The 16328-nt window shown below is 41.5% G+C and carries 13 protein-coding genes; 6 read left to right on the plus strand and 7 right to left on the minus strand.

Annotation, left to right across the window (positions count from 1 at the left end):
- Positions 1-8 precede the first annotated feature (8 nt).
- A complete protein-coding gene (locus BACINT_RS17890; protein ID WP_044155104.1) occupies positions 9-1040 on the minus strand; it encodes a sensor histidine kinase in 1032 nt (343 codons plus the stop codon).
- Positions 1041-1360: 320 nt separating this feature from the next.
- On the opposite strand from BACINT_RS17890, the gene BACINT_RS17895 reads away from it, so the two are divergent.
- Positions 1361-2692 carry an MATE family efflux transporter gene (locus tag BACINT_RS17895; protein ID WP_007665583.1) on the plus strand — a complete coding sequence of 444 codons (1332 nt, stop codon included), beginning with the start codon at positions 1361-1363 and terminating at the stop codon, positions 2690-2692.
- A 212-nt stretch (positions 2693-2904) separates the two neighbouring features.
- On the plus strand, positions 2905-3723 hold the full coding sequence (locus BACINT_RS17900; RefSeq protein WP_007665585.1) for a class I SAM-dependent methyltransferase: 819 nt from the start codon (positions 2905-2907) through the stop codon (positions 3721-3723).
- Here the strand turns inward: BACINT_RS17900 and BACINT_RS17905 are convergent, their stop codons facing one another.
- Positions 3724-4614: a helix-turn-helix domain-containing protein gene (locus tag BACINT_RS17905; RefSeq protein ID WP_007665587.1), complete on the minus strand. Its 891-nt coding sequence runs from the start codon at positions 4612-4614 to the stop codon at positions 3724-3726.
- 244 nt (positions 4615-4858) lie between these two features.
- Here BACINT_RS17905 and BACINT_RS17910 point away from each other — a divergent pair, with 244 nt between their 5' ends.
- The 3 genes from BACINT_RS17910 to BACINT_RS17920 all read left to right on the plus strand — a co-directional run bounded on the left by BACINT_RS17910 (position 4859) and on the right by BACINT_RS17920 (position 7242).
- Positions 4859-5842, plus strand: a complete 984-nt coding sequence (locus BACINT_RS17910) for an aldo/keto reductase (RefSeq protein WP_007665588.1) — start codon at positions 4859-4861, stop codon at positions 5840-5842.
- A gap of 94 nt (positions 5843-5936) precedes the next feature.
- Positions 5937-6779 carry an aldo/keto reductase gene (locus tag BACINT_RS17915; protein WP_007665589.1) on the plus strand — a complete coding sequence of 281 codons (843 nt, stop codon included), beginning with the start codon at positions 5937-5939 and terminating at the stop codon, positions 6777-6779.
- Positions 6780-6873: 94 nt separating this feature from the next.
- Positions 6874-7242: a winged helix-turn-helix transcriptional regulator gene (locus BACINT_RS17920; RefSeq protein ID WP_044155352.1), complete on the plus strand. Its 369-nt coding sequence runs from the start codon at positions 6874-6876 to the stop codon at positions 7240-7242.
- 58 nt (positions 7243-7300) lie between these two features.
- Here the strand turns inward: BACINT_RS17920 and BACINT_RS17925 are convergent, their stop codons facing one another.
- Positions 7301-7987 carry a potassium channel family protein gene (locus tag BACINT_RS17925; RefSeq protein WP_007665591.1) on the minus strand — a complete coding sequence of 229 codons (687 nt, stop codon included), beginning with the start codon at positions 7985-7987 and terminating at the stop codon, positions 7301-7303.
- 23 nt (positions 7988-8010) lie between these two features.
- The gene (locus BACINT_RS17930; RefSeq protein WP_007665593.1) at positions 8011-9840 is read right to left on the minus strand and encodes a TrkH family potassium uptake protein; all 1830 of its coding nucleotides are present in this window, start codon (positions 9838-9840) and stop codon (positions 8011-8013) included.
- A 130-nt stretch (positions 9841-9970) separates the two neighbouring features.
- On the opposite strand from BACINT_RS17930, the gene BACINT_RS17935 reads away from it, so the two are divergent.
- The gene (locus tag BACINT_RS17935) at positions 9971-11338 is read left to right on the plus strand and encodes a TrpB-like pyridoxal phosphate-dependent enzyme (protein WP_044155106.1); all 1368 of its coding nucleotides are present in this window, start codon (positions 9971-9973) and stop codon (positions 11336-11338) included.
- 9 nt (positions 11339-11347) lie between these two features.
- Here the strand turns inward: BACINT_RS17935 and BACINT_RS17940 are convergent, their stop codons facing one another.
- From BACINT_RS17940 to BACINT_RS17950, 3 genes are all read right to left on the minus strand, one after another.
- The gene (locus BACINT_RS17940) at positions 11348-12922 is read right to left on the minus strand and encodes a ClC family H(+)/Cl(-) exchange transporter (RefSeq protein ID WP_007665596.1); all 1575 of its coding nucleotides are present in this window, start codon (positions 12920-12922) and stop codon (positions 11348-11350) included.
- A gap of 76 nt (positions 12923-12998) precedes the next feature.
- Positions 12999-15674, minus strand: a complete 2676-nt coding sequence (locus BACINT_RS17945) for an outer membrane beta-barrel protein (protein ID WP_007665597.1) — start codon at positions 15672-15674, stop codon at positions 12999-13001.
- 101 nt (positions 15675-15775) lie between these two features.
- Complete coding sequence (locus BACINT_RS17950) at positions 15776-16318, minus strand: hypothetical protein (protein ID WP_007665598.1); 543 nt, start codon at positions 16316-16318, stop codon at positions 15776-15778.
- Positions 16319-16328: the final 10 nt, after the last annotated feature.

Here is a 16328-nt window from a genome sequence, read left to right on the forward strand (position 1 = left end):
TTTTGATGTCAGTTCTGTTTATTTAAAGGAAGATATACTCTGAATGTATTTTCATCACATTCTATCCGTATTTGCCTGTTCATCAACAAGGCAAAACGATTTTCCAGATTTTTCAACCCGGTTCCGTTCGTATCAGGAGGAGACAATTTAGGATAAATGGGATTACTCACCACCAGTTCTTTTTGCTCGTTCAGCCTGATGATAATTTCCATTTTATGCTCACTGTCTATCATATTATGAACGGTCACATTCTCTACCAGCGGAAGCAGTGAAAGCACAGGCAACGTCAGTTCATCCTGCATAACCTCATCCACCTGGATCGAGAAAACCAGTTTATTGGCAAAGCGTACTTCCATCACATAACGGAAAGATTGAATAAACTCCAGTTCTTCCCTCAAAGTAACCAGTCCTCTCTTATCACTTTGAAGAATATAACGGAAGATATCAGATAATTCATGCACATACATCAACGTTTTTTCATCATCCTTCTTCCGAATAAGCGATTGCACTCCATTCAAGGAGTTAAAGAAAAAATGTGGATTGATCTGATTAGCCAACGCATCACATTGGCTTTGCAGATTCTCTATACGTAGACGTTCTATCTCACGCTCTTTTTCACGCTGTGCGGAGTATAACATGGAAATATGCCCGATCAGCGTACACAGAGAACACAGAATAAAGAATTGGGAGATCAATGTACTACCCAGAAAATCAGTACGGATACCATAAGAGTGAATCCAATAGGAAATAGACGCAAAGCCTGCATAGGCAGCCAATGAATACAAGAAGTTACGGCCAAAACGTTCCTTAAACTGCGCTGTCGACAGTTGTCGCAAATTATAACGTAACAACAGACAAATCAGTCCCCAGAAGAAAAAGAAACGATAAACAAAATACCAATAAAAACCCGTACAACTTGCTCCTTCCAGAAATTTTATATCCCACGGCAGACAGGCTATATTAGGGTATATGATAAAGACTGCACTAATCAGACCAACCAGCAGCAGTTTACGACTTATATAAGTATCAAATGAGAGCATAAAACATTTCTTCTTTTCTACAAAGAAAGATATTTTTTTTGAGACTTGACAGTACCAAAGAATCAAAACGAAAAAATAAGGTATAAAGACGAAACCACGCATAGAGAATTAAAACTCCGAATAAATTTGGTGGTTATAAAAACAATGCCCAAATTTGAACCCCGAAAATAAAGACAGGAATATAAAATCCTCATCGGAGGGCATTATAATCAATAATTATAGTGCCGGATAAGATGAATGGTGAGAATCATTCATCCTGTCCGGCACTTTTTTTATGCCATATCTATAGCTTCTACTAAATTGATGAAAGAATAAATTGGATGAAAGAATTAGATTTGACACAGGGCAGCGTCCCTAAAGTACTATTACAATTTGCGGTTCCATTCCTGATAGCCAACGTGCTCCAGGCCCTTTACGGAGGTGCCGACCTTTTTGTTGTGGGACAATATGATGACTCTGCAAGCGTAGCGGCCGTAGCCATTGGTAGCCAAGTGATGCAAACCATTACAGGTATTATCTTGGGTATTACCACCGGAACAACCGTACTGATTGCCATTGCAACCGGAGCGAAAGACGACCGACAAGTGGCGTCTACAATCGGTTCTTCCATTTGGTTGTTTTCAATTATCGGCATCGTACTTACTCTGGTCATGGTATTGTTCCATGACCGAATTTCCAGCTTGATGCACACTCCGACAGAAGCTATGGAAGATACGAAAAGTTACATTCTGGTTTGCTCGGTCGGTATACTGTTTATTGTAGGCTATAATGTCGTGTGTGGTATCCTGCGCGGACTGGGTGATTCGAAAACACCACTCTATTTTGTGGGACTGGCCTGTATAATCAATATTGTCCTTGACTTTATATTAGTGGGAGCTTTTCATCTCGGTCCTACCGGGGCAGCCATTGCTACTGTAACGGCACAAGGTGTCAGCTTTACGATAGCACTCTGGTTTTTATACCGGCGCGGATTTCATTTCGAGTTTACACGACGGGATATCCGATTGAATAGAGTTTTATCTAAAAGAGTACTGACCTTGGGTGCCCCCATAGCATTGCAGGATGCATTGATCAATGTTTCATTCCTGATAATCACTGTGATTGTGAATCAGATGGGAGTCATTGCATCAGCTTCTCTGGGTATAGTCGAGAAAATTATTGTTTTTGCCATGTTACCTCCTATGGCTATATCATCGGCTGTAGCCACAATGACAGCACAGAATTACGGTGCAGGACTTATACAGAGAATGAATAAGTGCCTACTTTCCGGAATAGGATTTGCTCTTATTTTTGGCCTATCGGTTTGCCTGTATTCGCAATTCCTGCCGGAAACGCTCACGGCATTCTTCACTAAAGATCCTGCGGTGGTGACAATGGCAGCAGAATATCTACGGGGATACAGCATAGACTGTGTTGTGGTCAGTTTCGTTTTCTGTATCAATTCTTATTTCAGTGGACAGGGAAATTCGCTATTCCCTATGATTCACAGTCTGATAGCAACCCTCCTGTTCCGTATCCCGTTATCTCACTGGTTCAGTCAGATAGACAGTTCTTCACTGTTTATCATGGGCTTCGCTCCACCCATTTCTACAGTAGTTTCCTTATTTATATGTATCTGGTATCTGAGATATACACGAAAAAGAAATTACTAAAACACAATTTCCCTACTTTTAGGTATTGCCTCCCTTACTCAAGAAGCGTAACTTTGGCAAGAAATAAAAGTAGCCTATGGACCCCGGAAGAAAAGGTGAGGAACAGCAAAAAGAGAGAATTTATCAAAGTATAAGTTCTCTTTTTTTTGAATGAATTTGAATATTGTTCTTTTTTGCCAGATCGTATTAACTCTAATAATTTCCAAATAAAAATGAAAAAGAAATATGAATTTAAGAGTGTAGTAGCTGAAACACTGCTGATACCTCTTTACATGAGAGCCAAAGAAAGTCGCCGGAAAGATGCCATCTTGCGTGATCTGCAAGCCGAACAACTGGTAGAAAGTATTGAATATGATTACTCTAAATTTGATGGTGCCAAATTGAGTGCCATAGGATGTGTCGTACGTGGATTATACTTTGATAATACCATCCGACATTTCATTGCCACACGAAAAAATCCGATAATAGTGAATGTAGGTTGCGGACTGGATACCCGCTATCAACGTATTGAAGAACACGACAAAGCCATATTTTATGAAATGGATTTACCCGAAGTAATCGACTTGCGACGTGATTTACTACCGGAACCTGCGGGCGATCATTACATAGCCGGTTCTTTGTTAGAAACCCAATGGATGGATGATCTCCGCAAAAAGCATCCCGAAGGAGAGTTTGTCATTGTTATCGAAGGTGTACTGATGTATTTCTATGAAAAGCAAGTACGACAATTACTCACCCGATTGGCCGACCGATTCAGTGGTGGTGAAGTATGGTTTGATGTGTGCGGACCTATGATGGCAAACTCCAAGTATATTAAACCCGACTCACTACGGGGGCACGAAGCACAAATCCGCTCCGGCCTGAAAGACGGGCATGAGGTGGAAAACTGGGAACCACGCCTGCAACTTATCGACCAGGCCCTCTACCAGAGATTCTTTCCCAAAAGATGGGGATTCGGCGGAAGGCTAATAGGGCTATTCCCGGATATTTGCAGGAAGTTCAGTTCGCTGTTGGGGTACAAAATTAAATAACTACGCTCTGTACTCGTTTGGTGTCATCCCCACCACCTTTTTAAACAGACGGCTTAAATGATGTGGATATTTGAAGCCCAGTTCATAGGCAACTTCGCTGACAGTCTTATTCTCATCATAAAGCCGTTCTTTTGCTTTCTCTATCACAAAGAGCTGAATGGATTCCTGAGCTGATTTACCTGTTTCTTTCTTTATCAGATCCCCAAAATAATTAGGAGAAAGATGCAATCGGTCTGCAACATATTGCACGGATGGTAAACCGACAGTTTGCGGTTGGTCTGATTCAAAGTAATCACTGAGTAGATTTTCAAAACGCACTAGAATATCTTTATTTATGTTTTCACGCGTAATAAACTGACGGTCATAAAAACGCTGGCAATGGTTCAGCAGAAGCTCAATCGTAGAGGCTATAATATCTTTACTATGCTTATCTATGGCACGCTCCAATTCTTCTTGTATTTCAACAAAACAATTAAGGATAATCTGCCGTTCACGCTCAGACATATGCAAAGCCTCATTAGCCTCATAAGAGAAAAAGCTGTAATCTTTCATTTTACGTCCCAGCGAAGTACCTCGCAGCAAATCCGGATGAAAAGCCAATACCTTACCTTGAGGATTCAGTGTCTCTCCGTCATCATCAATTCCCGCCACTTGACTAGGAGCCACAAATACCAGTGTACCTTCCTGATAATCGTACGTACTACGTCCATAAGACAATTCTCCACACTTGAGCTGTTTCAGAAAAATACAGTAGAAACCAAAATTCTTACGTCCATGCTTTAAAGATTTCAATGTTGAAAAGTCAACCACACTAACGAGCGGATGCAATGTCTCCACTCCCATTACCATATTATACTCCTGAATAGTATTCAATTTTACGATTGTACCCATAATCTGAATAATTTAATCTGATGACAAAAATAACAGTTTTCTTTCAGCATTCCATCACTTGTATTGCAAAATCTGTAATATTGGCATAAGAAACTGTAACCTGTGTATACAGTTCATTATCAAGTATTCAATCAATATTTTAAAACCGTAATAATGGTGTGCAATGCAGTAATCTGTCTATTTACAAACTTCATCCCACAACTTACCTTTGCAACATAAAAAAAACTGCAAAAAGACAAGAGTAATGAAATACAGAGAATTAGGAAAGAGCGGACTTAAAGTTTCCGCATTGGGTTTGGGTTGTATGGGTATGAGTCACGGTTATGGTGCTGCCGCTGATAAGAAAAAAATGATTAACCTTATTCATCAGGCTATAGAAAAAGGAATCACTTTTTTTGATACTGCTGAAGTATATGGTCCATACACCAACGAGGAATTAGTAGGTGAAGCCTTAGAATCTTATCGGAAAGATGTAGTCATTGCTACCAAATGTGGTATTCAGATGGTCGACGGCAAACAAATTGTCATTGGTAAACCGGAAATAATACGAAGTTCCATCGAAGGTTCCCTCAGGCGTCTGCGGACAGATCATATCGATCTGTACTATCTACACCGTGTGGACCCGGATGTTCCTATAGAAAAAGTGGCAGAAACCATGAAAGAATTAAAACAAGAAGGCAAAATTCTACATTGGGGACTATCAGAAGCTGGTGTACAGACCATTCGTCGGGCACATCAGGTCTATCCGCTGACTGCCATTCAAAGCGAATACTCCATGTGGTGGCGCGAACCGGAGAAAGAATTATTGCCCACTTTCGAAGAACTGGGTATCGGTTTCGTCCCCTTCAGCCCGCTGGGTAAAGGTTTCCTGACGGGAAATATCAGCAAAGACACACAATTCGGTAAAGACGATTTCCGCAGTATCGTTCCACGCTTTACTGCTGAGAATCTGAATGCCAATCAGGTTATAGTTGATTTTGTGAGAAAGCTGGCGGAAGAGAAGAATGTAACGCCTGCACAGATTGCATTGGCTTGGGTACTTGCTGTAAAACCCTGGATCGCTCCCATTCCGGGAACCACCAAACTGAAACGCCTGAAAGAGAATATACAGAGTATAAATGTGGAAATAAGCCCGGAAGAGTTGACAAGGATAAATGATACACTTAATTCTATTCCAGTGTCAGGCGACCGCTATCCGGCAGAGTTAGCAAAAAGAGTAGGCAAATAAACAAAGGGCTTAAAATAATACAATAATCTACAATGTCCGGGAATATTAAGGAAGTAAAGTGTTTTAATATAAAATCAATAAAGAGAAAGTTATTATGCAGAAAGTAAAATTAAATAATGGTATCGAAATGCCAATTCTCGGTTTCGGTGTATATCAAATCGAAGATCAAGCTTTGTGTGAACAATGTGTATATGACGCTATTGAAGCAGGTTACCGTTCCATAGATACGGCTGCCGCTTATGGTAATGAAGAAGCTGTAGGAAGAGCCATCAAACGCAGTGGCATCCCCCGCGAAGACTTGTTTATCACTACCAAACTCTGGATATCAGATGCCGGTTATGACAAAGCAAAGAAAGCCTTCGAAGCATCCATGAAACGTTTGCAACTCGATTATCTGGATCTGTACCTTATTCATCAGCCATTCAATGACTATTACGGTGCTTGGCGTGCTATGGAAGAATTATACAAGGAAGGTAGAATTCGTTCCATCGGCGTCAGCAACTTTATGCCCGACCGTCTGGTAGATCTGATCCTTCATAATGAAATCACACCTGCCGTCAATCAGGTAGAGACTAACCCTTTCTACCAACAAATCGAAGCAGAGGCATTCATGCAAGAGAAAGGTGTTCAGGTTGAATCATGGGCTCCATTTGCCGAAGGAAAAAACAATATGTTCCAGAATGAGACATTAGCGTCCATTGCAGGCAAATATGGTAAATCCATTGCACAAGTTATATTGCGATGGTTGATACAAAGAAATATTGTCGTTATCCCGAAATCCATCCGTAAAGAACGAATTATTGAAAACTTCAATGTATTCGATTTTGAACTGAAAAAAGAAGATATGAAAAAAATAGCAGCACTGGATACTAATACCAGTTGCTTCTTCTCACATCGTGATCCGAAGATGGTAGAGTGGCTGAGCGGATTACATTAGAAACACTCCAAGTCCCAATACATTTCAATAAGATCATTTGCATACAATCGGCATATTAGTTACTTTTGTAGAGTGTTTTATAAATCAACCTAATATGAATAGAATAAATATACCCAATAGCTCTTATGCCGATTGTCCTATTCGAATGATATTATCACGTATCAGCGATAAATGGTCAATACTGACTCTCTTCACTTTGACACAGGCTCCTGTTATGCGATTCAACGAACTACAAAAGACAATACCGGATATATCTCAGAAAATGTTGACAGTCACCCTCCGTACATTAGAAGAAGACGGATTGGTAAAAAGACAAATCTATGCACAGGTTCCCCCAAAAGTAGAATATTCACTCACTAAAAGAGCTATGTCTCTACTACCACATATAAACTCTTTAATTTCGTGGGCGCAGGAAAATATGGAAGATATAATCAATGACAGAAAAAAGCATAAGAGCGAATAAAAAATCGCCCTTATGCCTTTTCCAAAAATGGTATTATAAAGTTCCCAGAAAGACTTTCTTACATCGCTTTCCAAAACTTCTGGAAGTCCTTGTACCGTCCGTAACAAACCAGTTCGTCACCAGCTTGTACTTGATCATTTTCAGGTAATTCATTCATCACATCATGTTCTGTAAATGAGATGCCCAGACAGTTCTTTAAAGTCTTGGCACGCTTCAATGCTAATAACTTCAAACCAAATTCTTTATCCAGATTCAATTCATTGGCATAGTATCCTATCATTTTTTCCGGCACAGTAAATTTCACTACATAATAATTTGAGTCCACCCTGAATGTTTCCATATTGGCACCAAATTCCAACAGATGTACCAAACCACGAGCAGCATCTTCCTCCGGAGTTAAAATCCGTTCCAAATCAAAAGCCTCAAGTACGGAACGATGGACATTATCAATAGCCCGCGCATAGATATGCTCCACTTTCTGTTGTTTCAGTAAAGCCACTACACGAATGGAAGCGCCAAAATTCTCACCAATAGCCACTACTACCACATCCACTCCATTTAAAGGAAGAACTGCAAGCGCCTGCTCGTCAGTTGCATCCAATACAAAAGCTGTAGCTATTTTTTCTTTTATACTATCTACACGGCTTGCACTCACATCCGCACCAATCACTTCGTGCCCCAATGCCGACAATTCCTCGGCAAGCATGTGTCCGTAATTTCCTAAACCGATAATAATATACTTCATACTATTTATTTTACTACTAATTACTAATTTATAATGATCTGTCCACTTGGATACTGATACTTCGTATGTTTCTTTTGCTTAATGATACCCAACATCAATGTAATCAAACCCACACGTCCGATAAACATCAAGAAAGCAACAAGTAACTTACTATTATCACCCAAGGTCGGAGTCAGATTTAAACTGGAACCTACTGTACTCAGTGCCGACACACATTCAAACAAAAGTGCCATAACAGATGCCTGAGGTTCCCATATCGTCAGAATAAAAACAAAAACAAATAAAACACCGAGAGACATCACCACTGTAGCATTGGAACGACGGATTGAATCGTATGACAACTCACGGCCGAACACTTCTACCTTTTCCGTACCGCGCAACACGGCAACCAGATTCAATACGACTACCGCAAAAGCATTCACCTTGACACCACCGGCCGTAGATTGTGCTGCACCACCAACCCACATCAGGAAAATATAGATCAATACACTCTGTACTCCCAACGAAGTTAAATCCACACTGGTAAACCCGGCAGTACGCGGACAAGTTGCATTGAAAAATGCTTGTGTCCATTTATCAGCAACTGACATACCGGCAAAGGCATGGTTCCACTCAAAAATGGCAATAAGAATTGTACCAAGCACCAGTAACAGAAAAGTCATAATAAGTACAATCCTCGTATTCAGGTTATACAGATGGTAAAAACGATGTCTGTCCCACTCCCATGTATGCAAGAACTTCCATATACGACGTAAATGATGGAGTACGATATCTTTAAAATTCACCAATATCGGGAAACCGATACCACCCAGAATAATCAGCAAGGATATATAAATAAGGAAAGGATTATGCCCCGTCATCACCAGTGGATTACCCAGATTGCCTGGTAATGTGGAAAAACCCGCATTACAAAACGCTGATATGGCATGGAAAGCTGAAAAGGCTACTTCTTCCTCAAAAGTCATTCCCATTGTTCCATGAATATCACTCCAGATAGCAAACATCCCCATCCCTTCTATAGCCAGCGTAAAGCCTAATATATACAGTAAAGTAGAAAGCAATGAATTCAATGAATTGGAACTAACCATATCACGAACCACCAACTGGTTATAAAATGATGTATTACCCATAAAGAACATCGCAAAAAAACTGGTTAGTGTCATCACCCCCAAACCGCCAATCTGTATGAGTAGGATAATCACCACAAAACCAGATGTAGTAAAGGTGGAAGCCACATCCACCGAAGTCAGTCCTGTGACACACACTGCACTGGTGGAAATGAACAAGGAATCCACCCACGAAATTCCATTCATCGTACAGCGAGGCAGCATTAACAGACCTGTTCCTATAATAATAATAATAAAGAAACTACCAGCTAGGATTAAAGAAGGATTCGTTCTCCGTCCTAATAACCTAACCAAGCCATTGGACAGATTAAAGAAAGAAAAAATGAGCAAAAGTACAATGTGATAAGGTTTTCCGTTCAGGAATTCCCAAAAGTACAAAATAGCTCCTTCTTCCTCCGGTCGATGGAAAATAACCGGAATCAGAGTAAGATAGAGTAAGGCGATCAGTATCCAGGTCAGTTTCTTAAATGCACGCTTTGTATCTTTGTATTCCAACAAGAGACGCAAAGTCACTTCCGTCAGAAAAACACCCCACACAAACCGATAAAGAGTTTGCAGTTGAGAAGCCTCGTGTTCGGAAATAGTAAAGCCGTGTTCATATACTACACCTACAATTAACAGAATAGAAGCCAGGTAGGCTACGTAAGTCACCCCTCCAAGAATGATCCGAGTGTACGGATGAATCCATTTATTCTGATATAACAAGAATTTATGATAAATCTTCATGGAGACCAAATTAAATATCAGGCAAACATAAACAAAACAATGCGTATAGACAAAAAACAAAAGAAAAAAGAATTTGTTTTAAAAATAATAGTTACATTTGGCCTCGTAAATTTTAATAGAAGTAACCACTATGAGCAACAAGACAAAAAGATTTTTCCTTCCGGAAGAAGAAATTCCACGCTATTGGTATAATATACAGGCAGATATGGTAAACAAACCAATGCCTCCGCTTCATCCCGGTACCAAACAACCACTGAAAGCCGAAGATCTATATCCTATCTTCGCTCAGGAACTGTGTAAACAAGAACTTAACCAGACTGATAAATGGATTGAGATTCCCGAAGAAGTACGCGAAATGTACAAATATTATCGCAGTACTCCGCTCGTCCGTGCCTATGGACTGGAGAAAGCATTGGGTACTCCGGCACACATCTATTTCAAGAACGAGAGTGTGAGTCCGATGGGATCACACAAGTTAAACTCTGCTATTCCTCAAGCTTACTATTGCAAAAAAGAAGGAGTAACTAACGTTACCACAGAAACCGGTGCCGGACAATGGGGTGCCTCACTGGCCTATGCAGCCCGCTTATTTGGCCTGGAAGCTGCCGTTTACCAGGTGAAAATCAGCTACGAGCAAAAACCTTACCGCCGCAGCATTATGCAGACTTTCGGCGCACAGGTTACACCGTCTCCGTCTATGTCTACCCGCGCCGGAAAAGACATTCTGACAGCTCACCCCAACTATCAGGGTTCCTTAGGAACAGCTATTTCGGAAGCCATTGAACTGGCACAAACCACACCGAATTGTAAATATACATTAGGGTCTGTCTTGAGTCATGTAGCTCTGCACCAGACTGTAATCGGCCTAGAAGCCGAAAAGCAAATGGAAATGGCGGGAGAATATCCTGATATGGTAATCGCTTGCTTCGGTGGTGGTTCCAACTTTGGCGGTATTGCATTCCCATTCATGCGCCATAAGATTCTGGAAGGCAAACAAACACGTTTCATCGCTGCCGAACCGGCTTCTTGCCCGAAGTTGACACGCGGTAAATTCCAATATGATTTCGGTGATGAAGCCGGATATACCCCATTGCTTCCTATGTATACGCTGGGACACAACTTTGCTCCTGCCAATATCCATGCAGGCGGATTGCGTTACCACGGTGCAGGTGTCATCGTTTCACAACTATTGAAAGATGGTCTGATGGAAGCTGTAGACATCAAACAACTGGAATCATTCGAAGCCGGTTGTCTGTTTGCCCAGGCCGAAGGTATCATTCCCGCACCGGAATCTTGCCACGCTATTGCCGCTGCCATCCGCGAAGCAAACAAATGCAAGGAAACAGGCGAAGAAAAGGTGATCCTGTTTAACCTCTCCGGTCACGGACTGATTGACATGGCTTCGTACGATAAATATCTCTCCGGTGATCTTGTGAACTATGAACTGACCGATCAGGATATTCAGAAGAATCTAGACGAAATAGGCAGTCTGGCGTAAGACGCCTCATCAATAAATGTTTGCCAGACTAACGAGTGGCTCATAGAGCTTTTCAATGTCCTGTGCATCCAATTCAATATCAACCTGGTCCCCCGGAATCAACCGCATTCCGGGGAGCTTTGCGTCTTTACCATCCCGGTGTATATTGATAATAGTACAGTTTTCAGGTAAAGAAAGCTCGTCCACAAGTTTACCGTCCAGATACGAACCTGTCATCACCTCAATGGATAGTTTATATCTTTTTTGTTCCTGGAAAGCAGGAGTATTGATCATATCCTCATAAAGCGTCACATTAAAAGGTTTTATCTGAAGGAGTTCTGTAAAATAATAAGTTAATCCGCCTACTACTACCGACGGGTAAAATACCTCAAAGTGCCCTGTTATCTCGGTAATCAGTACGATAGCCGTCAAAGGGGTACGTATCACAGCCACCAGAAAAGCCGACATGGAAATCAACATCACATAACTGACATTCTCCGGTTCAATAACTCCATATTCCACTCCCAGTAAACCGACAATCTGCCCCAGTAATCCACCGGTGACCAGGGTAGGGATAAAACTTCCGCCCGGCAAACCGGAGGAAACGCAAATTACGGAAAAGCCGAAATGTAACAGCATCATTGCCGTTACCCACATTATCTGCGCATGACTGCCGGACTGTGCCTGCTCCAAAAGAAACTGTTCTCCCCCACCCGTCAGGTTAACCTGCATAAAGGAAATAATGTAAGCGACCAGTAGCAGATAGAACATCTTCATATATACCGAAGATTTCACCGTAGCATAAACCCGCTTAAAGGACACCATCATCATGGAATACAGTTTCCCGCAAACAGAAATAATTACTGCAAGCAATAAGAAGTACTTCACCTGGACTCCAAAAGAGAAACCGGGTTCGGCCACTTGTATCAGATGATAGGAACTTATAGGAAAAACCATACTCGCCACCGCCCCTGCCACTACACCTGCCAGCAAGGTAGTAATAGCCGTTTTCGGAGCATCAAAACGTTCGATGGATTCGATGACAAGCAATGAAGAAGCCAGCGGTGCTGCAAACGCAGCGGCAAGACCGGCACCGGCACCAGCAGCAAGCAATTGTTTTCGTTCACCTCGCAAAATATGTGTCCAACGCGCTACAAGGCATCCGATATACGAACCTATTTGCACAGAAGGTCCTTCACGTCCCAATGATAATCCGGCTGAAACCGAAAGAATACCACCGAAGAATTTAGAAACCAATTCTATGAAAGGGTGTTTATAGGTAATGCGTCCATTAATGGCAGCACGTGTTTGAGGAATACCTCCTCCGGTGATAAGTGGCATTTTCATCACCAACCAGGATACGAATATCAGTATCGCCCAAAAGAAAAGAAAAAGAGGAATATGCCAGTACCACTCCGGGCGGGAAGCAAAAAATTCACTTCTCAGGTTAAAGAAATAATAGAGGCAATAATGATAGGGAACAGCCACCAGCCCCGTCAGCAATCCTACGAAGATGCTGACGAAATACAGGCGTGCGTCAACCAGTTTCAGCTTCACGACATACCACTTCCTCAGTTTTCTAAAGTTTTTGAACCTTTGAAACATTCCTCAGAGTTTTCTTTTATTAATTTGAGTATCTACAACAAATTAACCCTGCTGAAGTTTCAAGACTTTGCGTTTTTTACTTTTTCCCCATCATATTCAATCGCAGGATAGCATGTACCATAAAATAACGTCCCAAAACATTATAATCCGCATCACGTATAGCAGTAGCCGAAATAGTACGCACCATGGAAATCTCCTGACGTAGAATATCATAAAACTTAAAACGCAGTAGTAATTGTTTCTTTTTCAAGAAAGCCTTCGATAGTTGGCAATTCCATATCAGATTCTTCCGTCCACTGCTATCATATCCATATCCGGTGCGAAGAAAATACGTGAGATCACTACTACACTCAAATCCCCAAGGAAGATAATACTGTAAATCTCCTCCTAATTGATAATCGAATGTTTCCGTACGCATATCTTTCACATTGTTATATGAATTATTATAAAATACCTCTCCCCGTGCACTCAGTTCGAGTTGCCGGGTACGGAAAGTAAGTTGCAGACGTTCACGCGCCGTAAGATGCTGAACGGAACTTTTCATCGGTTCTTCTTTATTCTGGGTGGTGTACCCATTCTGATTCCTATATTGCAGATAAGAATAGGTGCGGAACAGCCAGTTGCGATTGTTGAAAGGCCCACTCAATGAAAGAGAGCCTGATGCTCGCCAGTTTCCATTCAAATTAACGGGCATGGTAGTTCTACCTCCTGTTTCACTGTCGTATGTGACCTGGTTTGTTACACTATTAAGTACATTCTCCACAAAAAGGGATACCACCATGTTGCGCTGATGATTGACATTGTATGAATTATAATTCAATGTAAACGTATTGGTATAAGAAGGCTTCAGAGATGGGTTACCAATACGGATATTCAATGGATTCGTCATATCGGCAACCGGCTGCAGATCACGAAGGCTGGGCTGTCTTCCCTTTCCTCTATAAATGGCTTGCAACTGGGTACGTTTGGAAAACTTATAGCGAAAGTTCAATGTTGGCGAGAAGTTAAGAACCGTTTTGCTCATTTGATGTTTGGAAACCTCATCCAGAAAAGAACGGCTGTCCAGTTTTTGAGGTTCCAGATCGACACCAATATTGTAGTTATACTTTTTCCGGGAAGTACGGACAGCCATATTGAAAAGATGGGTACTATATTGACTCTCAAAACTATTACTTGCCAAGGAATCGTAATCGACTACAAAATCCTCCATCGCCTCATCCCAGTTATAGACGAAACGGTCCGAATTAGTCACCCGGTATTGATAACTGTAACGAAACTGAAGAAAATAACGGTTAGGCAACGGTTCTACATATACCAGTTGCAGGCGGTAATTATAACCGTCACCTTCATCATCCACACGCTGGTTGACTACTTTCTCCGTATCATTCTTGAAATAATGTGTAGTAGAAAAATTTTCCCTATCGACCGAAGAAGCATTCGTTCCATAATCCACCTTCAAAGCCAGGTTTCGCCCTTTACGGCTGAACTTACGGTTGACCTGTAACATGAAAGTCAGATTATACTGGGAATTATCATAAAGATTAGAGGCAGTTCTCTCATTCAATAAGCTTTCATCCGACCAACTCTGTTGATAACTTCCATTCCTCCTGTCACTTGCCACATAGCGATACTGTGGGCGAAATACCAGGTTGGTTACCGAATCTATCTTCCATTCCAGATAAGCATTTGCCGTCAGATTGTGGTTTTTCGTATGATTATCGTTGGTGCTATGACTGATTGATTTATCTTGTCTCAGAAAGTTGTCTACTGTAGTACGGCCATCCTCCGAATGATCAGTACCCGCATATTGAATATTAGAACGAAGTTTTACCCTGTCCCAGTCACGAGTGAAGTTCATACCTAAGGAATGTGAAGTAACCAACCCTACCCTATTCAAAATATTCCCACTGGCAGCCGACGACTCTCGCCGCAACTCCGAGAAACCTTGATTGTTCGTATTATTCAGATTACCGATAATAGTTAGTTGGGAATTATCCCGAAAACGGTTCAAAGTATTGGCAAGCTCATACCGTCCTTTATTGCCTGTACCTGCCATGAAGTTATCCATCCATCCCTTCTTCATGTCCTTCTTCACCGCCAGGTCAAGTATCATTTCTTCATCTCCGTCATCAATTCCCGTCAGGCGAGCCAGGTCGGATTTACGTTCATAAGCTTTCAGTTTCTCCACCATTTCTACCGGAAGATTCTTCAAAGCGGCTTTCGGATCGTCCGTAAAGAACTCTTTACCATCTACCAATATTTTTTTAACTTCCTTTCCATGGATCAACAACTTTCCATCACCATCAATTTCCCCACCGGGCAATTGTTTCACAAGATCTTCCAGCATGGAACCTTCGGGAGTACGATAGGCTGAAGCATTAAAAACCGTTGTGTCCTGTTCAGTAACCGCTAATGGCGCTTTACCCACTATAACCGTTTCATTCAATAAAAAGCCATCAGGAAGTAACGCAATATCACCCAAATTCTGCGAAGAACCTCTGAATGAAGCGGGAATAGGCTTAGAAAAAGTAGTATACCCTATGAAAGAGATTTCCAAAAATAACTTCTTATCTTTTGGCCAGACAACCGGCATTTTGAATTTGCCGTCATCCGTCGTTGCTACACCAGTAACAAAAGCACTATCCGGTAAAGTTAGCAAACGCACCGCTGCATATCCTACCGGTTGCTTTGTATCTTTATCAACAACACGTCCGGCAAAGTTCCCTTTGCCGGACTGAGCATTAGCAGTCATACCTGACCACAATAAAACAACATAAAATAGTATGTTCCGGAAAGTCAAATATGTATGCCTGTGCCCCATTCGTGTCTATCAAGTAGTCTAATGAAAATGTATTATTTAGTAGCAGGAGTAGGTCTTCCATGCACCGGGCGCTTTCCTTGTCCGTGCTTCTGACCTTTTCTTCTATCAAATTCTTTTCTGAATTTATTCGCATTACTCTTTTCTGTCTGATAGATCTTCATAATCTGTTTAGGAGACAGAATCTTACGGAATTCATTATAATACTTCTCACGAACATCCAGGATCTTACGGCTTTGTGCAAACTGATCCTTAATCTGTTTTTCTATTTCCGCATCCGTCGGTACAGGTTTCGCAGTTTGTTTAGCTTCTGCATTGTTTCCTCTATTTCTTTCGTGGCGGTTCATCATCCGGCACTCACGCAGTGCTTTCAGGTAACCCTCGTAAACAGGAGTAAATTTAGCAGCCGTAGCGTCATCCAACATCAATGTTTTTACCATCTGATTAGCTTGTCTCTGCATCATCTGCTCGGGAGTAGGGCGCTGTTTCTGATCCTTATTATCCTTGTTCTGAGCAGAAATTGTTTGGCTACCAATCAAAAGAGCGGCCATCATTACATAAATAAACTTAGTCTTCATAATCTTCTTG

It is taken from the genome of Bacteroides intestinalis DSM 17393 (assembly GCF_000172175.1).
In the GTDB taxonomy this organism is placed as follows: domain Bacteria; phylum Bacteroidota; class Bacteroidia; order Bacteroidales; family Bacteroidaceae; genus Bacteroides; species Bacteroides intestinalis.

Excerpts from the sequence above, each read along its gene's own strand:
- BACINT_RS17905 (WP_007665587.1), bottom strand. The coding sequence starts at position 4,614 with ATGGGTACAATCGTAAAATTGAATACTATTCAGGAGTATAATATGGTA.
- BACINT_RS17895 (WP_007665583.1), top strand. The coding sequence starts at position 1,361 with ATGAAAGAATTAGATTTGACACAGGGCAGCGTCCCTAAAGTACTATTA.
- BACINT_RS17935 (WP_044155106.1), top strand. The coding sequence starts at position 9,971 with ATGAGCAACAAGACAAAAAGATTTTTCCTTCCGGAAGAAGAAATTCCA.
- BACINT_RS17945 (WP_007665597.1), bottom strand. The coding sequence starts at position 15,674 with ATGACTGCTAATGCTCAGTCCGGCAAAGGGAACTTTGCCGGACGTGTT.
- BACINT_RS17910 (WP_007665588.1), top strand. The coding sequence starts at position 4,859 with ATGAAATACAGAGAATTAGGAAAGAGCGGACTTAAAGTTTCCGCATTG.
- BACINT_RS17940 (WP_007665596.1), bottom strand. The coding sequence starts at position 12,922 with ATGTTTCAAAGGTTCAAAAACTTTAGAAAACTGAGGAAGTGGTATGTC.
- BACINT_RS17925 (WP_007665591.1), bottom strand. The coding sequence starts at position 7,987 with ATGAAGTATATTATTATCGGTTTAGGAAATTACGGACACATGCTTGCC.
- BACINT_RS17930 (WP_007665593.1), bottom strand. The coding sequence starts at position 9,840 with ATGAAGATTTATCATAAATTCTTGTTATATCAGAATAAATGGATTCAT.
- BACINT_RS17900 (WP_007665585.1), top strand. The coding sequence starts at position 2,905 with ATGAAAAAGAAATATGAATTTAAGAGTGTAGTAGCTGAAACACTGCTG.
- BACINT_RS17890 (WP_044155104.1), bottom strand. The coding sequence starts at position 1,040 with ATGCTCTCATTTGATACTTATATAAGTCGTAAACTGCTGCTGGTTGGT.
- BACINT_RS17920 (WP_044155352.1), top strand. The coding sequence starts at position 6,874 with ATGAATAGAATAAATATACCCAATAGCTCTTATGCCGATTGTCCTATT.
- BACINT_RS17950 (WP_007665598.1), bottom strand. The coding sequence starts at position 16,318 with ATGAAGACTAAGTTTATTTATGTAATGATGGCCGCTCTTTTGATTGGT.
- BACINT_RS17915 (WP_007665589.1), top strand. The coding sequence starts at position 5,937 with ATGCAGAAAGTAAAATTAAATAATGGTATCGAAATGCCAATTCTCGGT.